Origin of the sequence: Planctellipticum variicoloris (assembly GCF_030622045.1) — a bacterium.
Taxonomy (GTDB): Bacteria; Planctomycetota; Planctomycetia; order Planctomycetales; family Planctomycetaceae; genus Planctellipticum; species Planctellipticum variicoloris.
In genome coordinates, this window is the sequence record NZ_CP130886.1 from 2,596,824 (window position 1) to 2,620,019 (window position 23,196).

15 protein-coding genes are annotated in these 23,196 nt (G+C 63.0%); 6 read left to right on the forward strand and 9 right to left on the reverse strand.

Annotated elements, in window-relative coordinates:
- Positions 1–14: 14 nt before the first annotated feature.
- Entirely contained in the window at positions 15–1,046 is a 1,032-nt protein-coding gene (locus tag SH412_RS10190) for an IS630 family transposase (RefSeq protein ID WP_336518647.1), read from the reverse strand.
- Positions 1,047–1,282: 236 nt separating this feature from the next.
- On the opposite strand from SH412_RS10190, the gene pglZ reads away from it, so the two are divergent.
- The 5 genes from pglZ (at position 1,283) to SH412_RS10215 (ending at position 9,502) form a co-directional block, all read left to right on the forward strand.
- Positions 1,283–3,901 carry a BREX-1 system phosphatase PglZ type A gene (gene pglZ / locus SH412_RS10195; protein ID WP_336523406.1) on the forward strand — a complete coding sequence of 873 codons (2,619 nt, stop codon included), beginning with the start codon at positions 1,283–1,285 and terminating at the stop codon, positions 3,899–3,901.
- The gene (brxL, locus tag SH412_RS10200) at positions 3,891–5,945 is read left to right on the forward strand and encodes a protease Lon-related BREX system protein BrxL (RefSeq protein WP_336523407.1); all 2,055 of its coding nucleotides are present in this window, start codon (positions 3,891–3,893) and stop codon (positions 5,943–5,945) included. The genes pglZ and brxL overlap by 11 nt, the downstream gene beginning before the upstream one ends.
- A gap of 95 nt (positions 5,946–6,040) precedes the next feature.
- Positions 6,041–7,327 (forward strand): DUF6361 family protein, encoded by a 1,287-nt coding sequence (locus SH412_RS10205; protein ID WP_336523408.1) that lies wholly within the window; start codon positions 6,041–6,043, stop codon positions 7,325–7,327.
- Positions 7,320–9,149 carry a phospholipase D family protein gene (locus SH412_RS10210; protein ID WP_336523409.1) on the forward strand — a complete coding sequence of 610 codons (1,830 nt, stop codon included), beginning with the start codon at positions 7,320–7,322 and terminating at the stop codon, positions 9,147–9,149. Before SH412_RS10205 ends, SH412_RS10210 begins: the two co-directional genes overlap by 8 nt.
- A complete protein-coding gene (locus tag SH412_RS10215) occupies positions 9,146–9,502 on the forward strand; it encodes a hypothetical protein (protein ID WP_336523410.1) in 357 nt (118 codons plus the stop codon). The genes SH412_RS10210 and SH412_RS10215 overlap by 4 nt, the downstream gene beginning before the upstream one ends.
- A gap of 16 nt (positions 9,503–9,518) precedes the next feature.
- Here the strand turns inward: SH412_RS10215 and SH412_RS10220 are convergent, their stop codons facing one another.
- A complete protein-coding gene (locus tag SH412_RS10220) occupies positions 9,519–10,901 on the reverse strand; it encodes a transposase (RefSeq protein WP_336523411.1) in 1,383 nt (460 codons plus the stop codon).
- 418 nt (positions 10,902–11,319) lie between these two features.
- On the opposite strand from SH412_RS10220, the gene SH412_RS10225 reads away from it, so the two are divergent.
- On the forward strand, positions 11,320–14,013 hold the full coding sequence (locus tag SH412_RS10225; protein ID WP_336523412.1) for a helicase C-terminal domain-containing protein: 2,694 nt from the start codon (positions 11,320–11,322) through the stop codon (positions 14,011–14,013).
- A 913-nt stretch (positions 14,014–14,926) separates the two neighbouring features.
- Here SH412_RS10225 and SH412_RS10230 read toward each other — a convergent pair.
- The 7 genes from SH412_RS10230 to SH412_RS10260 form a co-directional block, all read right to left on the reverse strand.
- Positions 14,927–15,316: a hypothetical protein gene (locus tag SH412_RS10230; RefSeq protein WP_336523413.1), complete on the reverse strand. Its 390-nt coding sequence runs from the start codon at positions 15,314–15,316 to the stop codon at positions 14,927–14,929.
- Positions 15,317–15,341: 25 nt separating this feature from the next.
- A complete protein-coding gene (locus SH412_RS10235; protein WP_336523414.1) occupies positions 15,342–16,250 on the reverse strand; it encodes a DUF1559 domain-containing protein in 909 nt (302 codons plus the stop codon).
- A gap of 171 nt (positions 16,251–16,421) precedes the next feature.
- A complete protein-coding gene (locus SH412_RS10240; protein WP_336523415.1) occupies positions 16,422–17,723 on the reverse strand; it encodes an aminotransferase-like domain-containing protein in 1,302 nt (433 codons plus the stop codon).
- Positions 17,724–17,734: 11 nt separating this feature from the next.
- The gene (locus SH412_RS10245; protein WP_336523416.1) at positions 17,735–19,039 is read right to left on the reverse strand and encodes an aminotransferase class V-fold PLP-dependent enzyme; all 1,305 of its coding nucleotides are present in this window, start codon (positions 19,037–19,039) and stop codon (positions 17,735–17,737) included.
- A gap of 52 nt (positions 19,040–19,091) precedes the next feature.
- Positions 19,092–19,517 carry an iron-sulfur cluster assembly scaffold protein gene (locus SH412_RS10250; RefSeq protein ID WP_336523417.1) on the reverse strand — a complete coding sequence of 142 codons (426 nt, stop codon included), beginning with the start codon at positions 19,515–19,517 and terminating at the stop codon, positions 19,092–19,094.
- A gap of 276 nt (positions 19,518–19,793) precedes the next feature.
- Positions 19,794–21,449, reverse strand: coding sequence for an FHA domain-containing serine/threonine-protein kinase (locus SH412_RS10255; RefSeq protein WP_336523418.1), 1,656 nt, complete (start codon positions 21,447–21,449; stop codon positions 19,794–19,796).
- Positions 21,450–21,624: 175 nt separating this feature from the next.
- Positions 21,625–23,157 (reverse strand): leucyl aminopeptidase, encoded by a 1,533-nt coding sequence (locus SH412_RS10260; RefSeq protein ID WP_336523419.1) that lies wholly within the window; start codon positions 23,155–23,157, stop codon positions 21,625–21,627.
- Between the last annotated feature and the right edge of the window lie 39 nt (positions 23,158–23,196).

The following is a 23,196-nucleotide window of genomic DNA, read 5'->3' on the forward strand; positions in this document are numbered from 1 at the left end:
TTCGATGGTCGTTCCTACAGCGCCGCCGGTCGCCGGTGGTTGTGTCGGCGGATGTAGGAGCGGACGTTTCGCATCAGTTGCGGCATCGTCGAGCATTTGTGGTTCCGTGTCACGTTGGCGTGTAAGTCCTCCCACGTTCGTTCGATCCGGTTGTGATCCGGACAGTACGGCGGCAGGAAGTGCAGGCGCAGCCTGCGCCCCAGCGGCGTCGCCAGACTCTCCCGCACCAGTCGGGTCGTATGGATCGCGTAGTTGTCCAGGACGACATGGATCTTCTTCGCCTGCGGATAGCGCTGCGTCAGCTCCCACAGCAGCAGTACGAACAACGCCGTGTCCTTCCGGTCGCCTTCGATCGCGATCAACTCCTTCGTCCGCGCATCCTGAGCCCCCGCCAGGTAACGCTTCTCGTTCTTCCCCGGCGTGAGAACCTGTTTCTGCTGCCCGCGGAGCATCCAGTCCTCGCCGATCTTCGGATTGAGATGGATGTCGATCTCGTCCTCCCAGACCGCCACTTCGCCCGTCGGCAGATGCGCCACCAGTTCCTCGATCTGCTCCAGACACTGCTGTTTTTCGGCCTCCGGCCACGGACACTCGACCGTTGGCTTCGGTCGTCCGCGCCGCGCCCCGATCAGCCGCAAGGCCCGGCTCATCGTCGACAGGCTGATCTTCACACTCGTCCGTCGACGGAGCGTTGTGATCAGCATCTCCCGCGTCCAGGTCGGCCGCTTCCAGCCGTCCTGCAGCGGATCGCCGGCCACGACCTCCCGCAACTGCGTCAGGTACTCCTCGGTCAGTTTCCGTGGCCCGTTGCCGCCCCGCCGGTCGAACAAACCGATCTCGCCGTCCTTCCCGTAACGCTGCTCGGTCCGATACACGGTGCTGCGACCGACCTTGAGCGAGCGGGCAATCCAGGTGGGAGAACGTCCTTCCAGTCGATGGATCACGATCAGATACCGCGTTCTCAGCCCGGCGTCCTTCAGAAACTTCAACTGCTCGGACAACCGCTGCTTGGCGCGCTCCGCCCGGGGTGAAAGAATGCCTTCCATGGGGAACTCCTTCCTTGGTTTGGAGTTGTGATACCTCCAAGGTAAGGGTTCCCCATCTCGTTTCCACTGCAATCCCTCCGCTCTGCCGCGCGCCTCACATTCGTGGCCGGTGATTTAGTTGACAGCGTGATCCTGTATTGGCTCGACCAACCCGACGTAGCAATCCCCACTCTTGGGGGAGTGAGCTGCGACGCTGCTGGATCGGATTCAGATGCCGATGAGGAGACGACGGGAGAATGAGCGACCTCAACCAGATTCACACGGCGTTGGACCGCCTCTTCAACCAGGACGGCCAGCGGATCGTCTTTTGGAACGATCCCGACCGGGAGTTCCTCAATCTCCTCCCGTTCCTCAGCCTGGATGGCGTGACGACGCTCCGGCTCGACGAAGTCGGGGCGTTGGAAGCGAAGATCCGCCTCGAACGGGAAGTCCCGACGGGCAAGTTCCTCCTCTATGCCCCCACCGAGGAACCCGATCCGCAGGAGGACTGGCTCCTCGACGTCCGACTCTACAGTGAAGGCTTCCGGGCCGACCGGGCCTCGATTCTGCTGCAGGAGCTGGGGCTCCTGACGCTGAGCCTCCGCGAGCACCTGCTGAAGTACCGCAAGTTCTTCGACGCCAAGGAGCGCCTTCAGAAGCTGAAGTCGCTCGTCAACCCGGACGACGCCGCCCCCGATCTCGACCGCAAGATGATGGCCGTGGTCGCCCGCGCCGACCAGCCGGAACTGTTCAATCTCGTCCGCACGCTCTTTCACGCCTTTCTGGAAGCTGGCGGCGAAGTCGACTTGGACGAGCCGCCGGCCGCCTGGGGACTGATGGAAAAGTTCGACCTCGACCAACCGTTCTGGCAGATGGTCAAAGCCAGCTTCGGCTACGAAGACGACAATCCCAGCCTGAGAAACTTCCTGCTCCGCCTGCTGGTCACCGATTTCGCGTATCACCTCCGCGGCGACGTCCCGCAGGCCCTCGCCGGCCTGGTGCTGCCCCGCCACGGCTGGTCGAACGCCGTGGTCTGCCTGGCCCAATGGCGGGATTCCAGCAGCAAGGGAGCCAGCTACGACCGGCTCACCGCCGCGGCAGCCGCCATCCTGAAGCTGGAAGATCATCTCGGTCCGTTGGAAGGGAACCAGCTCATCGACGTGATGACGTTCCTGCTTGTGGAGAAACGGATCGCCCACAGTCTGCGGGAACTGATCCGGTCGACGGTCGCGACCGTCAATGCCGGGGAAGTCCGGCAGATCGCTCTCCGCCGGCAGTCGGGCCACTGGGCCACGCAGGCCGTCGCCGGTTCGGACTTCGCTCCCCGCGAAGCCCTGCACGCCGTCTACGAGGCGCTGATTGCCGCCGCCGACTTCTATGCTCTCCGCAACGAACACCAGCATGGATTCAGCTTCGCCAATGCCTCGGAAATGTACCGGGCCTACGTCGACGAGCTGTTCCGGTTCGACCAGCTCTACCGACACTTCTGCGAATCGGCGGACGTCGCCGAGGCCCGGGGCTGGAACATCCTCAAGCCGCTGCGGTCCGAGATTGAAGCCCATTACGTCAACGGCTACCTGACCGACCTGGCGCTGGGCTGGGGCAAGTTCTTCGAAGCTCCCGACGGCCTGCTCTCCCACTGGCAGATCGAAGGTGTTCCCAATCAGTATCGCTTCTACGACCGCTCCGTTCGCCCCTGGCTCGATGAGGGAGACAATCGGCGGGCCTTCGTGATCATCAGCGACGCCTTCCGCTACGAAGCGGCCGAGGAACTCGCCGCCGAATTGAACGGGAAGTACCGCTTTGAAGCCACGCTCTCGTCGCAACTCGGCGTATTGCCGTCCTACACGGCGCTCGGCATGGCCAGCCTGCTGCCGCATAAGTCGCTCGCCTGCAAGGGGACCGACGTTCTGGTCGATGGCAAGTCGAGCAGCGCCGGCAGCCGGGACGCGATTTTGCAGTCGGTCGGCGGCGCGGCCTGCAAGAGTGACGAGTTGATGGCTCGGAAGAAGGAGGAGGGCCGGGAGTTCGTCAAAGATAAGCGGGTGATCTACATCTATCACGACACGATCGATGCCGTAGGCGACGTCGACAAGACGGAGGGTAAGACGTTCGAGGGAGTCCGGTCGGCGATTCGCGAGCTGGCCGACCTGGTGGGCCACGTCGTCAACAATCTGAATGGCCATTACATCGTCGTCACCGCGGACCACGGCTTCCTCTTCACCGAAGATGAGCCAGTCGCCACGGACAAGAGCAAGCTGGAGCAGAAGCCAGCAGGAACTGTTCTCGCCAAAAAGCGGTATCTGCTGGGGCAGCACCTGCCGGACCACGAGGCCGCCTGGCATGGGCAACTGAGTGTGACGGCCAGGGCCGAAGGAGAGATGGAATTCTGGATTCCCAAAGGGACCAACCTGTTCCACTTCGTGGGGGGAGCCCGGTTTGTCCACGGCGGAGCCATGCTGCAGGAGATCGCGATTCCGGTCCTCACCGTCCGGCATGTCCGGGGCAAGTCGGCTCAGGAAACGAAGACCAGGCCCGTGGCCGTGCAGGTGCTGGGAGCCAATCACCGCATCACCGCCTCCCGGCACCGTTTTGAACTGATTCAAATGGAACCCGTCGGCGAGCGGCTGAAGCCGATGACGCTCAAGATTGCCGTGTGCGAGAATGGCGAGCCGGTCACCGATACGCAGACCGTGACCTTCGAAAGCACTTCTGCCAACATGGAAGAGCGGAAAAAGTGGGTCAGCCTCGCCCTGAAGGATCGACCGTACGACAAGAAGACTCAGTACCGCCTCGTCCTGCGGGATGCCGAAACTGGTGTCGAGCAGCAGAGCGTGGAAGTGATTATCGACAGGGCTTTTACCGATGACTTCTGAAACTGCGGCTCCGGATCACGGACTCGATGACCTGCTGAACCGGCACTTTCCCGGCAAGGTCGTGCGCAAGGACCTGACCAAGCTGGTCAAGGAAGGGGCGAACGTCCCCGTCTATGTGCTGGAATACTTGCTCGGCAGCTACTGCGCCTCCAATGACGAAACCGTCATTGCCGAGGGGTTGCAAACGGTCAAACGCGTCCTGGCGGAGAACTACGTCCGGCCTGACGAAGCCGAGAAGGTGAAGTCGACGATCCGGGAGCGAGGCAGCCTGAAGATCATCGACAAAGTGACGGTGGCCCTCAACGAGAAGCGGGACGTCTACGAGGCCGAATTGGGCAATCTGGGGGTGGGTCGCATCGAAGTCCCCAGCGAGATCGTCAAGCGGTACGAGAAGTTGCTGGTCGGCGGCATCTGGTGCATCGCCACGCTGGAATACTTCTTCGAAGCGGACCAGAAGGGTTCGCCGTTCCTGCTGCGGGATCTGAAGCCGATTCAGATGCCGAACCTGGATCTCGACGAACTCTTCGAGGCCCGGCAGGCCTTCACCGAATCGCAGTGGATCGACGTCCTGCTGCGATCAACCGGCATGGAGCCGGCCAATTTTCCGGAGCGCGTCAAGTGGCACCTGCTGGCCCGCATGATTCCGCTGGTCGAGAACAACTTCAACCTGGCCGAACTGGGCCCCCGCGGCACCGGCAAGAGCCACGTCTACAAGGAGATCAGCCCGAACAGCATTCTGGTGTCGGGCGGACAGACGACGGTGGCCAATTTGTTCTACAACATGGCCCGGCGTCAGGTCGGCCTGGTCGGCCTGTGGGACGTGGTGGCGTTCGACGAAGTGGCGGGCATCTCCTTCAAGGACAAGGACGGCGTCCAGATCATGAAGGACTACATGGCTTCGGGCTCGTTCGCCCGCGGCCGGGACGCCATCAACGCCTACGCCTCGATGGTCTTTGTCGGCAATTTCAAGGAAGGCCAGACGGTCGAGGGGCTGGTCAAGACCGGCCACCTCTTCGCCCCGTTCCCGGAGGCCATGATCGACTCGGCCTTCTTTGATCGCTTCCACGCGTACGTGCCGGGCTGGGAAGTTCCAAAGATGCGGCCGGAGTTCTTCACGAATCAGTACGGGCTGATCGTGGACTACCTCGCCGAATGGATTCGGGAGATGCGCAAGCGAAACTTCAGCGATGCCATCAACAAGTACTTCAAGCTCGGCCGGGACCTGAACCAGCGGGATACGATCGCCGTCAAGCACACGGTCTCTGGCCTGCTGAAGTTGCTGTACCCGAACGAGGCGTACGACAAGGAGGCCGTGCGTCGCTGCCTGGAATACGCTCTCGAAGTCCGCCGCCGGGTGAAGGAGCAGTTGAAGAAGATCGGCGGGATGGAGTTCTTCGACGTCCACTTCTCCTACATCGACGCGGAAACGATGGAGGAGCGCTTCATCAGCGTTCCGGAACAGAGCAGCGGCTCGCTGATCCCGGACGCACCGCTGAATCCTGGAGTGCTGCACACGGTGGCCACGGGCTCCAGCGGTCACCTGGGGCTGTATCGGCTGGAGACTCAGGTCACCTCCGGGAACGGCGCGCTGAAGACCTCAGGCCTCGGCTCGAACTCCACGGCCAAGGAAGCGATCAAGGTCGGCTTCGACTACTTCAAGGCGAATGCCAATCGCGTCAGTTCGTCAATCAAGCCCGGAGATCACGACTACCATCTGCATATCGTCGAACTCCACAACTCCGGACCGACGACCGCGATGACCCTGGCGGCATTCGTGGCCCTCTGCTCGGGAGTCTTTGGGAAGCCGATCCAGCAGCAGATGGTCGTCTTGGGCAGCATGAGTCTGGGCGGCAACATCGTCCCGGTCGAGAACCTGGCGGAGTCGCTCCAGGTTGCCTTCGACGCCGGAGCCCGCCGCCTGCTGCTGCCGATGGCGAGCGTGAAGGATATTCCGACGATCCCCGGAGAGCTGTTCGCCAAGTTCCAGACCGGGTTCTACGCCGATCCGGCGGATGCCGTGTTCAAGGCGTTGGGGGTGCAATGAAACCGAGCAACATTCACTGAGTCTGGAGACATCGTCGTCGAGTTGTACCGGCTTGGCGAACTAGAAGCACACATTTCATAGTCACCTGGCAGCACATGTTAAACGGCAATGGGCGCAGTTCGTCGATAGGCTGGATCGACTTTTCCTCCGAACATCGGGAGAAGGTCAGGACGGTCTTGGACCTGCTGGGGGTTCCTTCCGTTCTCGACGAGCTTGGGATTGGTGCCATCCGAGATTCATTCTCGGATACGCTCTTTCCAGGCATCTTGACGATCCAGACCCGTGCCAAGTACTTCCTGACAATCCCTCGCATCCTTCGGGACTACGAGCGGCTTCCCCTCAAAACCCGCCATCGAAGTAGCCTCGCTGAGTACCTGAAGGAGCGAGAGAACCAAGTCATGGGGGCCTTGGAGCGGAACCACAGGACACGCCCCGAGCGTGGCATCATCGGAGTCGACTTCGTCGGCAAGAAGGGCGAGGTCCAGCGGAAGCCGTCCTCAGTCTACTGGAATGGTCTGCGGACATTCGGGCTGGTCACGACTTCTCTCTCCCTCAAGGAGTTCATGAGGATCTTCGCCAATCCTGATTCCGCGCTTCATGACCTCATCGGCTCTTCGGACGAGACCAAGGGTGACGACCCTGATGCGGTCGATGTCGGCGGGCCTGTCGTTCATACAGCGGCCTACGCGGAAGGCTGGGAAGAGTCCTTGACGCTGCACCTCAGTTTCGACGAGGCCAACTTCTTGGCCCGCCAGATCGAGACCCGCGTGCCGGAGAGCCTGCTCGGTCAGATCTTGATGGACGACGAGATCAGGAACACTTTCGTCGAGTTGCCGGACGATTGGCGGTTCGCCGAGTTCTGCGAGGGAACGCCGTTCCTTGGGCGTCTGACGGACGAACTGCGGCGAGTCCTCTGGGCGGCGAACGACTTCTGGCAACTGCTGAAAGGCGCTCACATCCGCTACAACGTTGCCCTTCAGGCGAGGCATGGAACGGAGGAGCGGCGGGCCGAGTTCGAGCAGCGGTGGGAGGCGTGGCGGTCGGAGATGCATGGGTTCTCCTGGGACCGCTGGGAAACCGACTTCCTGTGGCAGCTTGCAAAGAGGCACCGGCGACAGATCAAGCCGTTCACCAGGCTCTTTGTCGCCAACTGGATTGCCGCCGTCCGCAGCGGTACCGAGGCGGTCAGCGGCCTCGACCGGCTTGTGGCGACACAGGAGCGACTGAATAAGGGGGCGAGGGCTCGTCTCAAGGACAACTCCAGCGAGCGGGTGCCGAAGTGGATCGGCATCGACGCGCTCGACTACCGGTACTCGCAGGCGAGGACGATCATCATGGATATCGATGACGGATTGACCCGGACGGAGCGGGTCGATGCTTGACTACAAGAAGGACCGCCTCGACTACGGCGAGCGACTGATCCCGCCGACCGGATACCGCCTGCGGCGTGCCGTCGCCGCCACTTACTCGCTCGACCTGAACACGCTGCTGTCGATTCCCGTCGCCCTCTTCTACGCCCAGACGTTGGAGGGGATCGAGTCCGGGGAACGGGTCCAGCTGCTGGAAGCGATCCAGCGGTGCCCGGAGGTGCTGCGCGTCTACCACCAAGAGGGCAAGATCCACGTCCCACGCATCCAGAACCGGCTCTACGGCCTGCTCGAAGACTGTGTAGTAGGTGTGCTCCCCAAGGACGAGAACAGTTCCTTCCATCCGAAGGTCTGGGTGCTTCGCTTTGAGCAGGAACGGGGACCGGCCCGGTATCGGCTGATCGTCCTGAGCCGCAACTTGACCTACGATCGGAGTTGGGACATCGCAGCCACGCTCGACGGCGATGTTTCCGACGATCCGCAGGAGCGGAATGTCCCCCTCGTCGACTTCGTCCGCTACCTGCTCGATCACCAGACGTTCGACGGTGGCGAGCTTTTCCTCAACGAACTGGGCCGGGTTGAGTTCACGCCGCCTCACGGGTTCAACGGGAACTTCTGTTTCCATCCCATCGGCGTCGGGGAATACCGCAACCCCGTCGAGACGCAGAAGGGAGAGCGGCTGATCTGCGTCTCTCCGTTCGTCCACGACGCCGCCCTCGACCGGCTGCGTCGGAACGTCGTCGGGGAGCGGTGGCTGTTCGGACGTAAGGAGGAGTTGAATCGGCTCATGCCGACGACGTTCGAGGGCTTCCACGCCTACTCGCTGTCGGATCTGGTCGTCGATGGAGAGTCGCTGAGCAAGGCCGAGGACGGCGAGGGTGAGCCGCTCGAACAGAACCTCCACGCTAAGCTCTTCGTCTTTAAAACTGGCGACCGGGCAAATCGGTGGTTCATTGGCTCAGCCAATGCAACAATGGCGGCGTTCGAGAGAAACGTTGAGTTTCTGCTGGAGCTTCGCGGCGCTGGCGAAGCCGTCCAGTTGGAGCGTGTGCTCGACGACCTGCTCGGCCCGGACCGGAACGCCGGGGTCTTCGAGCCGTTCGTCTCGCCCGAGGAGGCGGTGGACGCCCCTGCCGAGGAGGCGCTCGAACGCCGGATCCGGCGTCTCGAATTCGACCTGCTCCACGTCCTTCAGATCACACGGGCCGAACTCGTCCGCTCTCCGAACGGGACCAACTACGACCTGATGCTCGATTTCGCTACGGACGGGCTTGCATGGGCCGACCTCGAAGTGCAGGTAGCCCCGTTCAACACGGACCACGTCCCGGAACCGTTACCGCGGTCCGGTGATATCGAACTTCGCTTCGAGAACATCAATGAGAGCAACCTGAGCAGCTTCCTGCGTTTCGAGATCCTCCGCGAGAAAGAGCGCCAGCAGGCGTTCCTGATGAAGATCAAGGTCGCCGGGATGCCCCCGGGCCGGGTCGGCACGATCGTCCGAGGGATCGTAAGCGACCCGGAGAAGTTCTTCGAGTACCTCAGATTCCTGCTGGCCGAAGATTTCGACAAGGACGCTTGCGTCGGCGGGGACGCGATCCGTGAATCTCGCGACGGGGACTGGAACAATGGGGCGTGGGGCGTTCAGTCCCCGATCTTCGAGCAGCTCTTGGTCACGGTCTCACGCCGTCCCAAGCGTCTGAAGGAAATTGACGACCTGATCGCCCAACTTCTCGACGGGGACGGTCAGGACGGAACGGAGATCGTGCCACAGGACTTCTTGGCGTTTTGGCGGGCGTTCCGGGACGTGGCCACTCAGACCGTGGGAGAATCGGCGTGACCCATAACGACCCGACCCTTAGCCGCATCGACGCCGCCCTACAGATGCTTAAGAAGTTCCAGCGAGCGACGGTGGATGTGGTGTACGACCGCTTGTTCGTTGAGGGTCAGTCGAGGATGCTGGTCGCCGATGAGGTAGGGCTGGGGAAAACTGTCGTGGCCAAGGGCGTCATCGCTCGACGGCTGCTGCACAGGCTGGAATCGGGGAACGTTAATCCGCTCCGGGTTACGTACATCTGCTCCAATCAGATCATCGGACAGGAGAACGTCAAGAAGCTCGACATCTATCCCCAACAACAGTCGCTCGACCGCAGCGTCACTCGCTTGAACTTCCTCGCCCTAACAGCGTGTTGAACAAAGCACTTTTCCGTCACCCGGCCAGGCGGGCGACGATTGGGGCGGGGGCGACGAGTCCGGCGGGTTGCTCGGCTCGGTCGGTCTGGCTCCGCAGGAGCCAATCGAGCGCGGCCCAAACCGCCGCGAAGGCCGCCCAAACCGCCACATTCCGCCCCTGCAGTCTCCGTGGCTTGCCAACTCCCAGCAGCTTCCACATCACTCGCCCGAGATTGTGCGCCGCCGTCGCGATCAGGTAGCGCTTCGTCACCTCCGTCAGCCCTTCGAGCCAGCTCCGACGCATGCCGCCCGTCTCGCAGACGTGAGCGAAGGTCCGTTCGCAGACTTCGCTCCGCCGTTTCTGCAACTGTTTCCCCTTCGCCCGCCGGACCCGCTGACGGTTCCCCATCACCGCCCGCTGGTCCTCCGGCGTCTTGTCCGTCCACGTCCAGTCGTTCTTGCGTGTCGGCTCCGGAATGTAGGTCCGAAAGCCGAGCGACTGGCACTGCTCCAGCGTGGCGACCGAGTGATACCCCTTGTCCGCCGCCACTTCTTCGATGCTGTGCTCGCAGCCGATGGCCTGCAGGTTTTCCTCCGCTTTCAGCACGCTGTCGACCAGCGTGTGCGGGTCGGCATGATCGGCCGAGCGAATCTCGGCGGCCAGAATCAGGTCGCTCTCCAGGTCCACCACGTGCTCGGCCTTGTACGCCAGATGCGTTGTCCCGTCTTTCATGCGGGCGATCTTCGCTTCGGGATCGGTCTCGCTGACCCATTCCTCGTTCGAGACCTTCTTGTCCTTGCGGTTCCGGTCGAACCGGCGGACCTCTTCGTCACTCGGCTCTTCGCCGGGGGCGATCACGCCTTCTTCCCGCATCAGCCGGACGACATACGCCTTCCAGCCTTCGCCGGTGTCGCGGCGGACGATCGACTTCATCGCCGCATCCGCTTCCAGCGTGGTTGAATCGACGCCGACCGTCTTCCCCGACAGCAGCTTCTTTTCGGACGCGATCTTCAGCACGAACTGAAAGACTTCCTCGAACACTTCCACCGGCAGCCGCCGGCGGGTCAGCGACAGCGTCGAGTGCTCGGGACTCGATTCGTTCAGGGTCAGCCCCAGGAACTCCCGCAGCGACAGGCTGTCGGAGCACCGCCAGGCGATCCCCCGCTGACTGTCGATCCCTTCGAAATAGCCCACCAGCAGCATGCGGAAATAGACGCCCGGCGGGATCGAGCGTTGGCCGCGAGTCTCGACCTGCTCGTAGAACGCCTGGCACCGCTTCTCGATCCAGCGGTCGAAACCGGCCTCGGCGAGCAGCGCGTTGAGCGCCTTGTAGAAGGGATGTCCCTGCGAGCGGGGCAGCTGCTCCGCCGTGACAAACAGCGGCTCCTGCCGCGATTCCTTCCGCCGTCCCATCGCCATCGGGAACCCTCCGTGACCGCCGCGCCTGACCGACCGCGAGAAGATAACAAACCGCGTTCGATCGTGGCAGCGTCAGGGGGAATACTTCAACACGCTGCTAAAGCCGCAGGTCGAGCAGTCTGGGCTGCTTCGGCTCAACACACTGACTCCGGGCACGTCGTTCCAGTCCGGCGACCACGCGGGGCATCAGCGAGAACGTAAGATCATATACACGCTCCTGATGAGCGATGGCCTGCTCGGCGATGTCCCTGACGGACTCGCCTGCCTCCTACGGGGGTCGGTCCAGAGGAGCGTCGAGGATTGGGCCGATCAACTCGAAGACCGAAGGCTGAACCGATTCCGGGATGGCATCCGAGAGAGCCTTCCCGAGCGGTTCCTTGACCGGATCAGGGCCACGCCGGTTGTCCGCTCGGATGTCATGTCCGAGCAACTCGACCTGAACGGCTCCGTCAGTCTGTACGAAGCTGTCGTTGAGTGCGCCTGCCGCCTCGACTTTCACAACTACAACGACTACCGCGGCACGTCGCTCGAACTGATCCGGCAACTGAGGAAGGCGCTGGGATCGGAGTGCATCGACTACATCGAGGCCGACCTTTACATCCTCGACGAATTCCAGCGGTTCAGAGACCTCATCGACGAGGATAGTGACTCGGAAGCCGCCGTCATCGCCAAACAGATCTTCCACAAGCCGGACACGAAGATCCTGTTGCTCTCAGCAACCCCGTTCAAGGCGTTCACCGGGGGCGACGACCTCGAATGCGGTGATGAGCACTACAAAGAATTCCGAACGGTCCTTTCGTTCCTGATGGAGAACGACCGGCAGGCTCTCGCCGAGTACGAAAGACACCGGCAGGCGCTCTTCAAGCAACTGCTCACGCTGCGGCCGGACACGGCCAAGATCGACCCGTCGCACCGGGAGGTGGTAGAGGGGGTCCTGCGGCGGGTCATGTGCCGCACCGAACGGCTGAGCGTCTCAAAACGCCGGGACGCCATGACCCACGACAAGTGGCTCGATGGGCCAGTTCCGCTGACGACTGGAGATGTCCGTACGTTTGTGGCGACCGACAGTGTGGTTCAAGCCCTTAACGGGACCATTGACCGCCCATCTTACCGGCTGCACGCTCCGCTTGAGTTCTGTAAGTCGGCACCGTGCCCGTTGTCCTTCTTGGATGACTACAAGCTGAAGAAAGAGCTGAAGGCGAAACGGGACATGCCGAGCGTTCGGGCGGCTCTGGAAGGCAATGATCGGGCGTGGCTCGACCACGCAAGTATCGACAACTACAGCCTCCTCATGGGCGAAGACGACTCGACTGCGGCAAACGCCCGGTTCTCGCTGCTCGTACGCGAGTCGCTCGCGTGCCACGCCGAACTTCTCCTCTGGGTTCCCCCGAGTCTACCGTATTACCCGCTCACAGGAACCTTCGATGCCACGGACGGGTTTTCGAAGACGCTGGTGTTCTCGGGGTGGCTGATGGTGCCCCGCATGATAGCGTCATTGCTGTCCTACGAGGTTGAACGCCGCACCATCGGCAACCCGAAGTCGGTCGATCCGCAGGAGAAAGACCCCCGCAGGTATTTCGTGCCCGAAGGCGGGCGTCGGCACCCAGTCCCGCAGCTTGTCTACCGTACGGAAGGCGGTGAGCCGGGCAGCATGACGAACTATACGCTCCTGTACCCGTCGCTAACGCTCGCCGGGCTCTTCGACCCGGCTTCAGCGCTGACGTCAGGCCGGGACCGAGCGGCCATCGAGTCACAGATCGCCGCCAAGTGCCGGGAGCTGGCGGTACGACTCGGTCTGCAGCGGTATGTACGGAACGACGGTGAGTCTGACCGCTGGTACTGGGCAGCACCGGTCCTCCTCGACAAGCTCAGCTCCGACTACGGGCCAGTCGCTGAGTCGTGGCTCTGTTCCGACGACATCCACCGCACGAGCTTCTCGACGGATGGGAACACCAAGGACACCTCGAAGAGCCTGCATTTCCAGCGTCTCGTGCGAGCCTTCGACGCTCCGCACGAACTCGGGCTGGGTCCGCTGCCGCCTGACCTGTTTGAAGTTCTCGCCCAGATGGCGTTGGGGTCGCCCTCCATAGTTGCCCTCCGAAGCCTTCGATCCCATTACGGAGGGGACGACGCTGCCAACTGCGCGCTGGCCTTCGCGGCTGCGAGCGCACTTGAAACCATGTTTAACAAGCCGGAATCGATTGCCGCCATCAGGATCGCCGTCCCCGAACGGACTCCATATTGGCGAAAAGTGATCCGCTACTGCGGAGACGGCTGCTTCCAGGCCGTGCTCGACGAGTACATTCACCTCCTCAAGTCAGAGTGCGAGACTGCAGGCGCTACTATTGAACGCCTTGCGGGTGTGATGGCGTTTAGGACCGTCCCACTCGACGTGGACGACCTTGCGTCGTTCCTGCGAGACGAGAAGAAGAAGCTGCGGTGCCACTTCGCGGAGAATCTGGGAAATCAGCGGATCGAGACTGAGGAGGGCAGCAAGCGTGTGACCGGAATCCGCCAGAATTTCAACTCGCCATTCCGGCCCTTCGTGCTCGCCACGCCCTCGATTGGACAGGAAGGACTCGACTTCCACCAGTACTGTCGGAAGGTCGTGCATTGGAACCTACCGAGCAACCCCATCGACCTCGAACAGCGTGAGGGCCGCGTGAACCGGTACAAGGGGCACGTCATTCGCCTTCAGGTGGCGCGAAAATACGGCCCGCTGCTCTTGAAGGACGACCTGCCTTCGCCCGACGTTTGGAAAGATCTCTTCTGGATCGCCGAGCAGAACGAGCGGGGCGATTCGACGTGCGACCTGGTCCCTTACTGGCACGTCGAGACGACCGAGTTCGAGCAGTACCGCATCGAGAGGATCATTCCGCTGTACCCGTTCAGCCGTGACCGGGCGAGGCTCGTTTCCTTGCTGCGGACGCTCGCCATCTACCGACTCGCCTTCGGCCAGCCGCGGCAGTCGGAACTGATCGAGCACCTTCTACGACATGTGCCAGAGGAGACTCTGGAACAGGCTCGCAGCTCACTCATGATTGATCTTTCCCCGATCAGTTACCAACGGCGAATGCTGACCGTCCTGCCTGAGAGTAACTCTGAAACCTGATCCACCGGTGGTCATCTGCGATTTCGAGGATTGCCGCCGTCTCCTAAAAGGGCGGGAGTTCGAAACCCCAAAAACTCCGCGAGGGGATATAAGCAACCATCGACGGCCGCCTTGGGGGGGGGCCTGCCCCCCCCCAAGGCGAGCTCCGATCCTGCTCCACCGCCGTCAAACTGCTGGCACGTCGTGCGATCTCGAAGCAGCCTCCCGCAAGCAGCTGCACCAGACAGTGCCGACCGCATCGAGGTGTGCACTGCAAAGAGGGACACTCGGCAAGAAGGTCAGGAAATTCAGGAATTCTGAAACATGCCAACCCCAGCACACGCTCCATGCGCCGAGCGGGGGGGGCGACGGGGGTGGCTGATCGGCATCGCGAGAAACTTCGCTCGTCGGCAGGAATCAACGACCGACCAGGACTACCCACATCTACCCACAAACTCGGCGATGTACCGGCAATCAACGAGTTTTCGCGAATGACGGCGAGAGGGATTGAGAATCAGCAAGTCGTAGCCTATCATGCGGTTCGACTGGATTTTGCTGAGTGAGTTTCGGTGTCAGTGTCTATTGAGGGCCTAGTGGTAGCAATACCGTGCAGGTTCAAGTCCTGTCTTGGGCATTGTCTGACGCTGAAACGAGTTACGTTACCTGCCGACGGTCGGCAGTGCAGCTCAAAACCTCTGAGTTTCGGTTCCAGTGGGAACCAAAACCACGACGGGCTGCACGATGGCCAGACAGCGTAACTCGTTTCCAAAGCTCTGCATTGACCGCTCCCGGAACCGCGCCTTCACGAAAGTGGGCGGCCGGTTCGTGGGCCTCGCCCGGTCGGCAGTCCCGAGGCGCAGGCCGCCTGCGGCAAGCTCCTGGCAGACATCGCCCAGCGCGGGACGGAGGCCGCTCTCGACGGGAGACGCCGACCTCAACCGGTCCGACCGTCCGCGAATTGCTGTTCCGGTACGTCACCGAGGAGATTCCCCGGTTCAGCGACGCGGAACGACACTGCCAGAAGGGGGCGATCCGTGAGTTGTTTGGCGGGACGCCGCTGGCCGAGTTCGTCTCGCAGTCGCTGGTCGACTCCCTCAAGACTGTTCGATCGCCGCCGATCAGTGATCAGCGACAGCGAGCCGCGGTCCCGGAGGAGAAGCTGTTCGCCGTGCGAAGTCTGCTGCGGGCGCGAAACCGCGACCTGTTCGACTTGGTGCTGCTCATGGGCGCTCGGCCGGGAGAACTGCTCGGTCTGACGACTGCCATGATCGAACGGAGCGGCGAAGCCCGGCGTGCCGATCTCGCCCGGCGCAAAACCGCCCACAACGGAAAGCGCCGGGCGCTGTTCGTTAGAATTCGCCGAGAACCTCGCCCCCGGAGCGCGTCGCGAGGCCCTTGTAGATCGAGTCGTCAATGTTCTCGCTGATGAACTGCACGCGGCCGTCGCCGAACAGAAACTGGGCTCCGCCGACGTGTCGGCTGCTGAAGTCGTCCAGATGCTGGGCCGGGTGATTCGGCGTGTGATCGGTAACGCCGACAACTCGCATCGGCGCCTCTTCTCCCTCGGGGACTGAACCCACCCAGGTGGAGTACCAGCCGAGCTGGACGTCGGTCTTTCGTTCGCCGACGAGCAGGGAATTGCTGGCCCCGTCCGAAAAGTCCCTCAATCGAGTGGCGCTGTTGTGGTACATCGCGCCGTCGCCCCGGCACTGCGCGTCCGGAAACGAGCCGCCGACGCAGATGTCCTCGGGAGCCTCGGTCCCGAATGAGGCGACATAGTTCGCGATCGGCAGTCGTGCGAGGATGTTGGAGGGATTGGCTTCTTCGCCGATTTCCCACCGGTCCGGACCGGTGTCCGAGGGGCACCGGAACGCCGGCAGGACGACCTCGTGGACGGGCAGGTTGGCCGGATCGAGAATCGACAGCGAAAAGTTGATGCGGTTGTAAAGCGGGGCCTGATCGAGCATCGGCAGAATCATCGCCCCCCAGCCGAAGCCGGAGACACCCTCGAAATTGGCGACGGTGGGCGACGCGGGATTGACGCCGATCCAGCCGGACGGAAAGGCGTTGTGCGTGTCGTGGTAGTTGTGGAGCGCCAGGCCGAACTGTTTGAGATTGTTCTTGCACTGAGTGCGCCGGGCCGCCTCGCGGGCCTGCTGCACCGCCGGGAGGAGCAGGGCGATCAGGATCGCGATAATCGCGATGACGACCAGCAGTTCGATGAGTGTAAAGCCGCGGCGGGCAGGGCGGTTGGACATAGCGGAAACCCTCGATCAGACGCAATGAACCGGCAAATACGCCGTGGAATGAATTACATGGCAGACAGCGCAGCAGCGGCTGGTCGTCTGCGAGTCTAATCCTGATGCAAATGACTTGCAACAGGAAAACCTGCGCGGATCGAGAATTGGCGGTGGAATTTTCGCGCCGACTTAGCGGCCGGCCGATCCGGGCGAACTGAGGACGTCTCGAACGGCGCCCGCGAGACGGCGGATGGCTTCGCGAATGCCATCGGAGTGGAGAACGCCGAAGCTCAGCCGCATCTGATAGCGCGGAGCTGTCCAATCGGGGCGATCGGCGGGATAGCAGAGCTCGCCGGGCACGTACATCACCTCATGGCGCTTGCTGGCCAGCGAAAAGAGCGGACTGTCGAACCCGGTGGAAATGCCCGCGGGGAGGCTCATCCAGACGTACAGACCGCCGGCGGGATGGACCCAGGAAACGCCCGGCACGTCGGCGAAGAACTCGTCGCAGGCGGCCAGCATGGCGTCCCGCTTGGCCCGATACCCCGCCAGGACCTGCTGCAGGTGGCTGGCGTACTGCCCGGAGGCGAGGATCGTTGCCAGCAGGTGCTGGTTGAGATTCGCTGAGCCGAAGTCTTCGTTTCCCTTACGGTCGCACAGAGGGCCGACCAGTTCGCGGGGGGCGATGCCGAAGCCGACTCGGATGCCGGGGGCGAAGCTCTTCGAAAACGTCTGCGTATAGACGACGTGCTCGTGCGACGGGTCGCAGCTCCAGACGCTGGGGAGCGGCTCTCCATCGTAGCGGAGCTCGCGGTAGGCGGCATCTTCCAGAATCACAATCCGTCGCTCGCGAGACCAGCGCCGGGCAATCTCGACGACCTCCCGACGGCGTTCGGCCGACAGGCAGACGCCGCTGGGATTCTCGAAGTCGCTGACGAGGTAGATCACCTTGACGCGGGAAAGTTCGCCGGAGCGTTCCAGCTCCCGGAGGCGGTCTTCGAGAGCGTCCATTCGCATGCCGTCGGCGTCGGCCGTCACAGGAATCGCCCGCGCGCCAACGCCATTCAGCACGCCGAGAAAAACGAAATACGTCGGAGCCGCGACCAGGCAGATGTCGCCGGGGTCGAGCAAGGTCTCCGCTGCGAGCGACAGGAACTGCTGCGAGCCCGTGGTCGCCAGGAACTGGTCGGCGCCGACGCCGAGTTCCGAGCGAGGAACTCCCTCTAACCGGGCGAAGTGTTCGACAAGCTGTTCGCGGAGCCCGTCGGCGCCTTGTGTCGTCCCGTATTGCAGAGCGGAGCGAGCCCGTACGGGATCGGACAGCAGCATCTGCAATGCGGTCTGGCATTCGAACGCCGGCAGAGTCGCTTCATCAACCAGCCCCGCGGCGAGCGACAGGACGTGGCGGTTCTCGACCGCCTGCTGCATCAGGAAGCTGATGGCCTGGCGACGAGTCCAGGCGGAACGCTGGCTGAGGGAGATGGGGGGCATGAAAGATGTGGCTAGTGGTTGGTGGTGAGTGGCTGGTGAGGAGAAGAAGCTGCCGGGCGGCGGCGCTGGAAGACTTTGCGGGCGGCTTCGATTCCTTCGACCAGGACGTCGATTTCGGATTTCGTGTTGTAGAACGCCAGGCTGGCGCGCGTCGTGGCGGCGAGCCCCAATCGTTCGTGCAGCGGCATGGTACAATGGTGTCCGGCCCGGACGGCGATGCCTTGCCGGTCGAGCAGATCGGACAGGTCGTGGGAGTGGACGTCGGGGAGGCTGAAGCTGAGAATCGACCCCTTGTGTTCGACGCCCGGGCCGTGGACCACGAGGTCCGGGATTTCCGCCATCCGTCGATGGGCGTAGATCGAGAGTTCGTGCTCCCAGGCGGCAATGGCGTCCCAGTCAAGGTTCCGGACGTAGTCGATCGCGGCGCCCAGGCCGACGATCTCGATGAACGGAGCCGTGCCGGCCTCGAACTTGGCGGGAATATCGGCCCAGGTGGCGTGGTCGCGGAAGACTTCGCGGATCATGTGACCGCCGCCGAAGACCGGGTCCATCGCTTCGAGGATCTCCCGCTTCGCATACAGGACGCCGACACCGGTCGGGGCGTAGAACTTGTGCCCGGAGAAGGCGAGGAAGTCGATGCCCAGTTGGTGAACGTCCACCGGCTGGTGCGGGACGCTCTGAGCGCCGTCGACGAGAATCTTCGCACCGACCGCATGAGCGCGCTGGGCCAGCAGTCCGATGGGGTTGATCGTCCCCAGCACGTTCGACATGCCGGTGACGGCGAGCAGCTTCGTCTTGTGCGTCAGGCAGGCGTCGAGCCGTTCAACATCGAGACGACCGTCGGCAGTAAGCGGAAGATATTTGAGGGACGCACCAGTCGCCTTCGCGGCCATCTGCCAGGGGACGAGATTGGCGTGGTGTTCCATTTCGTTGACGAGAATTTCGTCGCCGGGACCGAGCATCTTGCGAGCCCAGCCGAGGGCGACCTGATTGATCGCCATCGTGGTTCCGGAGTTGAAAACGATTTCATCGGCTTCGGCGGCCCCCAGGAGCTTGCGGACTTTTTCCCGGGCGTCTTCCATCTCGGTCGTCATCCGGTCGCCGAGCTGGTGAATCCCGCGATGGACGTTCGAGTTGTACTGCTCGAAGCACTCCCGGACCTTATCGATGACAACGCGGGGTTTCTGGGCGGTTGCGGCCGTGTCGAGGTAGACCAGCGGCCGGTCTCCGGCGAGCGTCTGGTGCAGGATCGGAAAGTCCTGGCGGACGGCATCCACATCCAGGGGGCGGGCGGTGCTGGGGGCCTCGGCGGACATTGGCAGCGTGTTCCTGGGGCCAACCGAACGCGCGGGCGTCAGGCGGTAATGTTTATGGAGTCTCGGACGCCGTTGTGGCGGGCGGGTTCGCGCCGGGGGCGTCCAGCGAATACAGCATCGTCTTGAAAATCTTGAAGCTCAGCAGGCCGCATTTCTGACGGCTGGCGGTCAGACGGACGCCGATCAGGTCGAGCATCTGCCTCGCTTGAAAAGTCTTCAGTTCGTCCAGTGTTTTGCCTTCCACGTACTGGCAGAGGATCGACGCGGCCGCCTGGCTGATGGCGCAACCGCGTCCGGTGAACCACGCCTCGGCGACGCGACCCTCCTCCAGCCGGAGTTGAAGTTCGAGCTGGTCGCCGCAGATCGGATTTTTATCGGCGTGGGTGCAGGAAGCGCAAGCGAGCGGACCACGGTGGTACGGACTCTCGAAGTGATCGAGAATGTGATCGTCGTACATATCGTCGAAACGATCGTCCACGTGGCTCCACCCGGCGGAAACTCCTTCCAGGAGGCCCGCATACTCTCGAAAGATTCCTAAAAAAATCAGCCGCGGAATCCCGGCGTTTCCGCAACCTCATTGTAGGAAGGACGCCCTCCGTTTCCAACCGGCCCGCCGCCGGACGCGGACCGGCGGCCGGCGCAGAGTCGGATTGGGTGTGGATGCCCCATTCAGCGGCGATGAAGGCCCGCATGCCGGCGCCTTTCTCGGTTCCGGCGCCGGAATGCGAGGTGTCTGGCGAACGAGCGGGGGCGATCAGCGCGGGCTGAGAAGCGTCCACCAGGCGGCGGCAAGGACGAGGGCGACGATCAACGCGATGCCGCAGAAGGTCGCGAACGACCGCCAACCGGCGGTGGAACGGGGGGCCGGCTCGGGGAAACTGGCGGTTGACGGGAGACTGTAAGTGATCCGGAACAACTGCTGGTTGCCGATGGTCAGCTCGTCCCCGTTGCGGAGGGCGCGGTACGAGATATCCTCGCCATTGACCTGAGTTCCATTGCGGCTCCCCAGATCCCGGACCCACCAGAAGGTCCCGTCGAACTGCAATTCGCATTGGTGACCGGAGACGGCGGCCTCCGGGACGCAGAGTTCGCAATCGTCTTTCCGGCCGACGATCAATGACGTCGCCGTGAGCGGAATCGTCTGATTGCGGTTTCTCCAGATGAGAGTCCCCAGCAGGGGCAGCGCAGCATCGTCATTCCCGCCGCTGTCCTGATCGGCGGTTCGACGGGATGGCTGTGCCTGCGCGACGGAACTTCCAAGCGCGGGACGGGCCGTCGAACCAGCAAGCTGATTCGTTGACGCCCGATCGTCGGCCAGTCGGGCCAGACGGCGCTCGGCGTCCCGCTTCCGTTGCGCGAGAATCGTCGGGAAGTCAAAGGCCGCGATCGCCGGTCTCGCCCATTGCGAGAGCGCCTCCGCGGCGGCGACGGCCGTCGGGTAGCGATCGGCGGGGTCGGCGGCGAGCATTTTCGCCACAACGTCAGAGACCTCCTGCGGGATCGTGGGAACGAGATCCCGAACGGTCCGACTGGCTGGAATCCGGCCTTCGGAATTCCTCGAACGGGGACGATGCGACCGGCAGGTGAGCGCCAGGAACAGCGTGGCGCCCAGGCTGTAGACATCGGAGCGGGGATCGGAGGCGAGGCTGTCGTCGGTCTGCTCGGGGGCCGAGAAGTCTTCGGTACCGACGCTCTCGTGGCCGAAAATCATCGCCATGGAGAATTCGTCGCCAGCATCCCCTTCGCGGACCATGGCCAGGCCGAAGTCGAGCAGGCGGACGTGCCCTTTGCGGTCGATGAGCAGATTCTGGGGTTTGACGTCGCGGTGCACGACCCCGCGGCGGTGAATGTAGTCGAGTGCGAGCGCCGCTTGGCGGATGAACTCGCAGGCCTGCCCCCAGGGAAGGCAATGATGCTTCTGCAGCAATTCGAGGAGATTGGCCCCTTCGACGAGCTCCATCGTCATGTACGGGAGGCCGCCGGCGATGCCGAGGTGATGCGTCCGGATGATATTCGGATGCTTCAGCAGCAGGCCGACGCGGGCTTCCTGCTGAAACCGCGCAAACATCCCCTGATCGTTCTTAAGACGTTCCGAAAGCACCTTCAATGCGACAGGTTCGCCGGTCGTCGTGTCCCGGGCCTGGTAGACGCAGCCCATGCCGCCGACGCCGAGAACGTCCAGGATCTGATACTGATCGAAGAAGAAGCCGCGCGAACGCCCTTCGAGCAGCCGGTCGGCCTGAAAACGCGTAAGCAGCTTTCGAGAGACCAGCAACCGGGCCAGGCCCTCGTCAGAAGTCTGCTCGGCGACCGAGGAGTCACGGTCCAGCGCAGCAAGCTGCCCGGCCGTGAGCAATCCGCTTTCGGCGAGATGCCCCCGAAAGGATGCGAGGAGCTGAGATTGCTCCATGGAGTTGACGCCTGAACGAAAGTGACGTGGAACGCAGGCCCGCACTCCGTGTCAAGTATTCGTCGATGGCCGTGCAGCGCCAACGGCATTTCTGGAATTACGTCAAGAACTCGCAGAAATACTGAAACTGTCGGGGCTTTCCGGTCCACATGGCGGCAGGGATCAGGGAATGGAGCTACACCTGCCGTGCGGCGGTGTCCACCAGCGTCCGTACGAAACAACCCGTCCCGCCCGCCTCGCGGTGCGGCTTGTTGCCGGATGCGAACGCCGGGCCGGCAATGTCCAGGTGAACCCAGGGTTTGCCGTTCACAAATCGCTGCAGGAACTTGGCGGCGGTGATGGCGCCCCCCCAGCGTCCCCCGGTGTTCTTGATGTCGCCGATGTCGCCCTTGATCAGGTCGTCATACTGGTCCCACATCGGGAGTTGCCAGAGGTCCTCGCCGGTCGACTTCGCAGCCGCAAGGACGGCGTCGCACCACGCCTGATTGTTCGTGAATGCACCGGCGACGTCTTCGCCGAGAGCCACGACGCAGGCGCCGGTCAGCGTGGCGAGGTCGATGATCCGGTCGACGCCCCGGTCGACGGCATAACTGAGGACGTCGGCCAGGACGAGGCGGCCTTCGGCGTCGGTGTTGAGGACCTCGATGGTGACGCCGTTGCGCGCCGTCAGGATATCCCCCAGTTTGAATGCCGAGCCGCCGGTCATGTTCTCGACGAGCCCCATATAGCCGACGACGTTCACCGGAAGTTTGAGGCGGGCGATGGCGGACATGGCCCCGAGGACGGTGGCGGCGCCGGCCATATCGCATTTCATCGTCAACATGCCGTCTGTCGGCTTCAGCGAGAGCCCGCCGCTGTCGAACGTGACCCCCTTGCCGACCAGTGCCAGCATCGGGGCGTCCGCCGGGCCGCCCCGATGTTCGAGGATCACCATGCGGGGGGACTGGTCGCTGCCGCGGGAGACCGCGAGCAGAGACTGCATCCGCTCCTGCTCCAGGCGGGGCTGGTCGAAGATCTCGATCGCCAGCCCGGTTTCCGCCGCAACGGTCTGGGCGCGCGCGGCGAAGCCGATGGGGGTGATTTCCTGCGGCGGGCGATTGACGAGGTCGCGGGCCAGGTTGACCGCTTCGCCCAGAATCTGGCCGCGGGCGAGCCCGGCCGCGACCTCAGTCAGTTCGGCGGCACTTGCGAGCAGGGTAACGGCGGCGAATGGAAACCGGCTTTTCTCCGCTTTGAAAAGGTCCTGGCCAACACAGCCGATCAGGAATGCGCTGATCGCGGACTCGGCGGAGATTGCACTGCCAACCGGGAGGTCCGGCAGGGCGACGGCGACTTTGACGCCGGCTTTGTCCGAGATAGCCCGCGCCGCAGTCGTCAGTGCGCGATCAAGTCGGCCGCGAGTGAGTTCGGCGGCATTTCCCAGGCCGAGCAGCAGCACGCGGGACGCAGCGATCCCGGTCACTCCGCGCAGCGCGAGCGTCGTCGCGAACTTGGCCGAGAAGTCGCCGGACTCGCGGAGACGGGTGAGCAAGCCGCCAAGAGCCGCATCCAGGGCGGTGAGATTCGCCGGCAGAGCGCCGTCGGCGAGAACGGGGATCACGAGCCAGTCGGCGGGGGCCTGTGTCCAGGCGGCGGATTCGCAGCGGAGGTCCGTAGTCACAGCGAGGAATTCAGTCACGGCGAGGGATTCCTGAAGCAGCGGAGGCATGGAAGCGTCCGTCGGTTGCGGAACGTGGTTCAAAGAAAC

What these genes read in the sequence shown, in the direction of transcription:
- SH412_RS10260 (WP_336523419.1), bottom strand. Translation starts at nt 23,157, where the DNA reads ATGCCTCCGCTGCTTCAGGAATCCCTCGCCGTGACTGAATTCCTCGCT.
- SH412_RS10205 (WP_336523408.1), top strand. Translation starts at nt 6,041, where the DNA reads ATGTTAAACGGCAATGGGCGCAGTTCGTCGATAGGCTGGATCGACTTT.
- SH412_RS10225 (WP_336523412.1), top strand. Translation starts at nt 11,320, where the DNA reads ATGTCCGAGCAACTCGACCTGAACGGCTCCGTCAGTCTGTACGAAGCT.
- pglZ (WP_336523406.1), top strand. Translation starts at nt 1,283, where the DNA reads ATGAGCGACCTCAACCAGATTCACACGGCGTTGGACCGCCTCTTCAAC.
- SH412_RS10255 (WP_336523418.1), bottom strand. Translation starts at nt 21,449, where the DNA reads ATGGAGCAATCTCAGCTCCTCGCATCCTTTCGGGGGCATCTCGCCGAA.
- SH412_RS10235 (WP_336523414.1), bottom strand. Translation starts at nt 16,250, where the DNA reads ATGTCCAACCGCCCTGCCCGCCGCGGCTTTACACTCATCGAACTGCTG.
- SH412_RS10210 (WP_336523409.1), top strand. Translation starts at nt 7,320, where the DNA reads ATGCTTGACTACAAGAAGGACCGCCTCGACTACGGCGAGCGACTGATC.
- SH412_RS10240 (WP_336523415.1), bottom strand. Translation starts at nt 17,723, where the DNA reads ATGCCCCCCATCTCCCTCAGCCAGCGTTCCGCCTGGACTCGTCGCCAG.
- SH412_RS10245 (WP_336523416.1), bottom strand. Translation starts at nt 19,039, where the DNA reads ATGTCCGCCGAGGCCCCCAGCACCGCCCGCCCCCTGGATGTGGATGCC.
- SH412_RS10220 (WP_336523411.1), bottom strand. Translation starts at nt 10,901, where the DNA reads ATGGCGATGGGACGGCGGAAGGAATCGCGGCAGGAGCCGCTGTTTGTC.
- SH412_RS10190 (WP_336518647.1), bottom strand. Translation starts at nt 1,046, where the DNA reads ATGGAAGGCATTCTTTCACCCCGGGCGGAGCGCGCCAAGCAGCGGTTG.
- brxL (WP_336523407.1), top strand. Translation starts at nt 3,891, where the DNA reads ATGACTTCTGAAACTGCGGCTCCGGATCACGGACTCGATGACCTGCTG.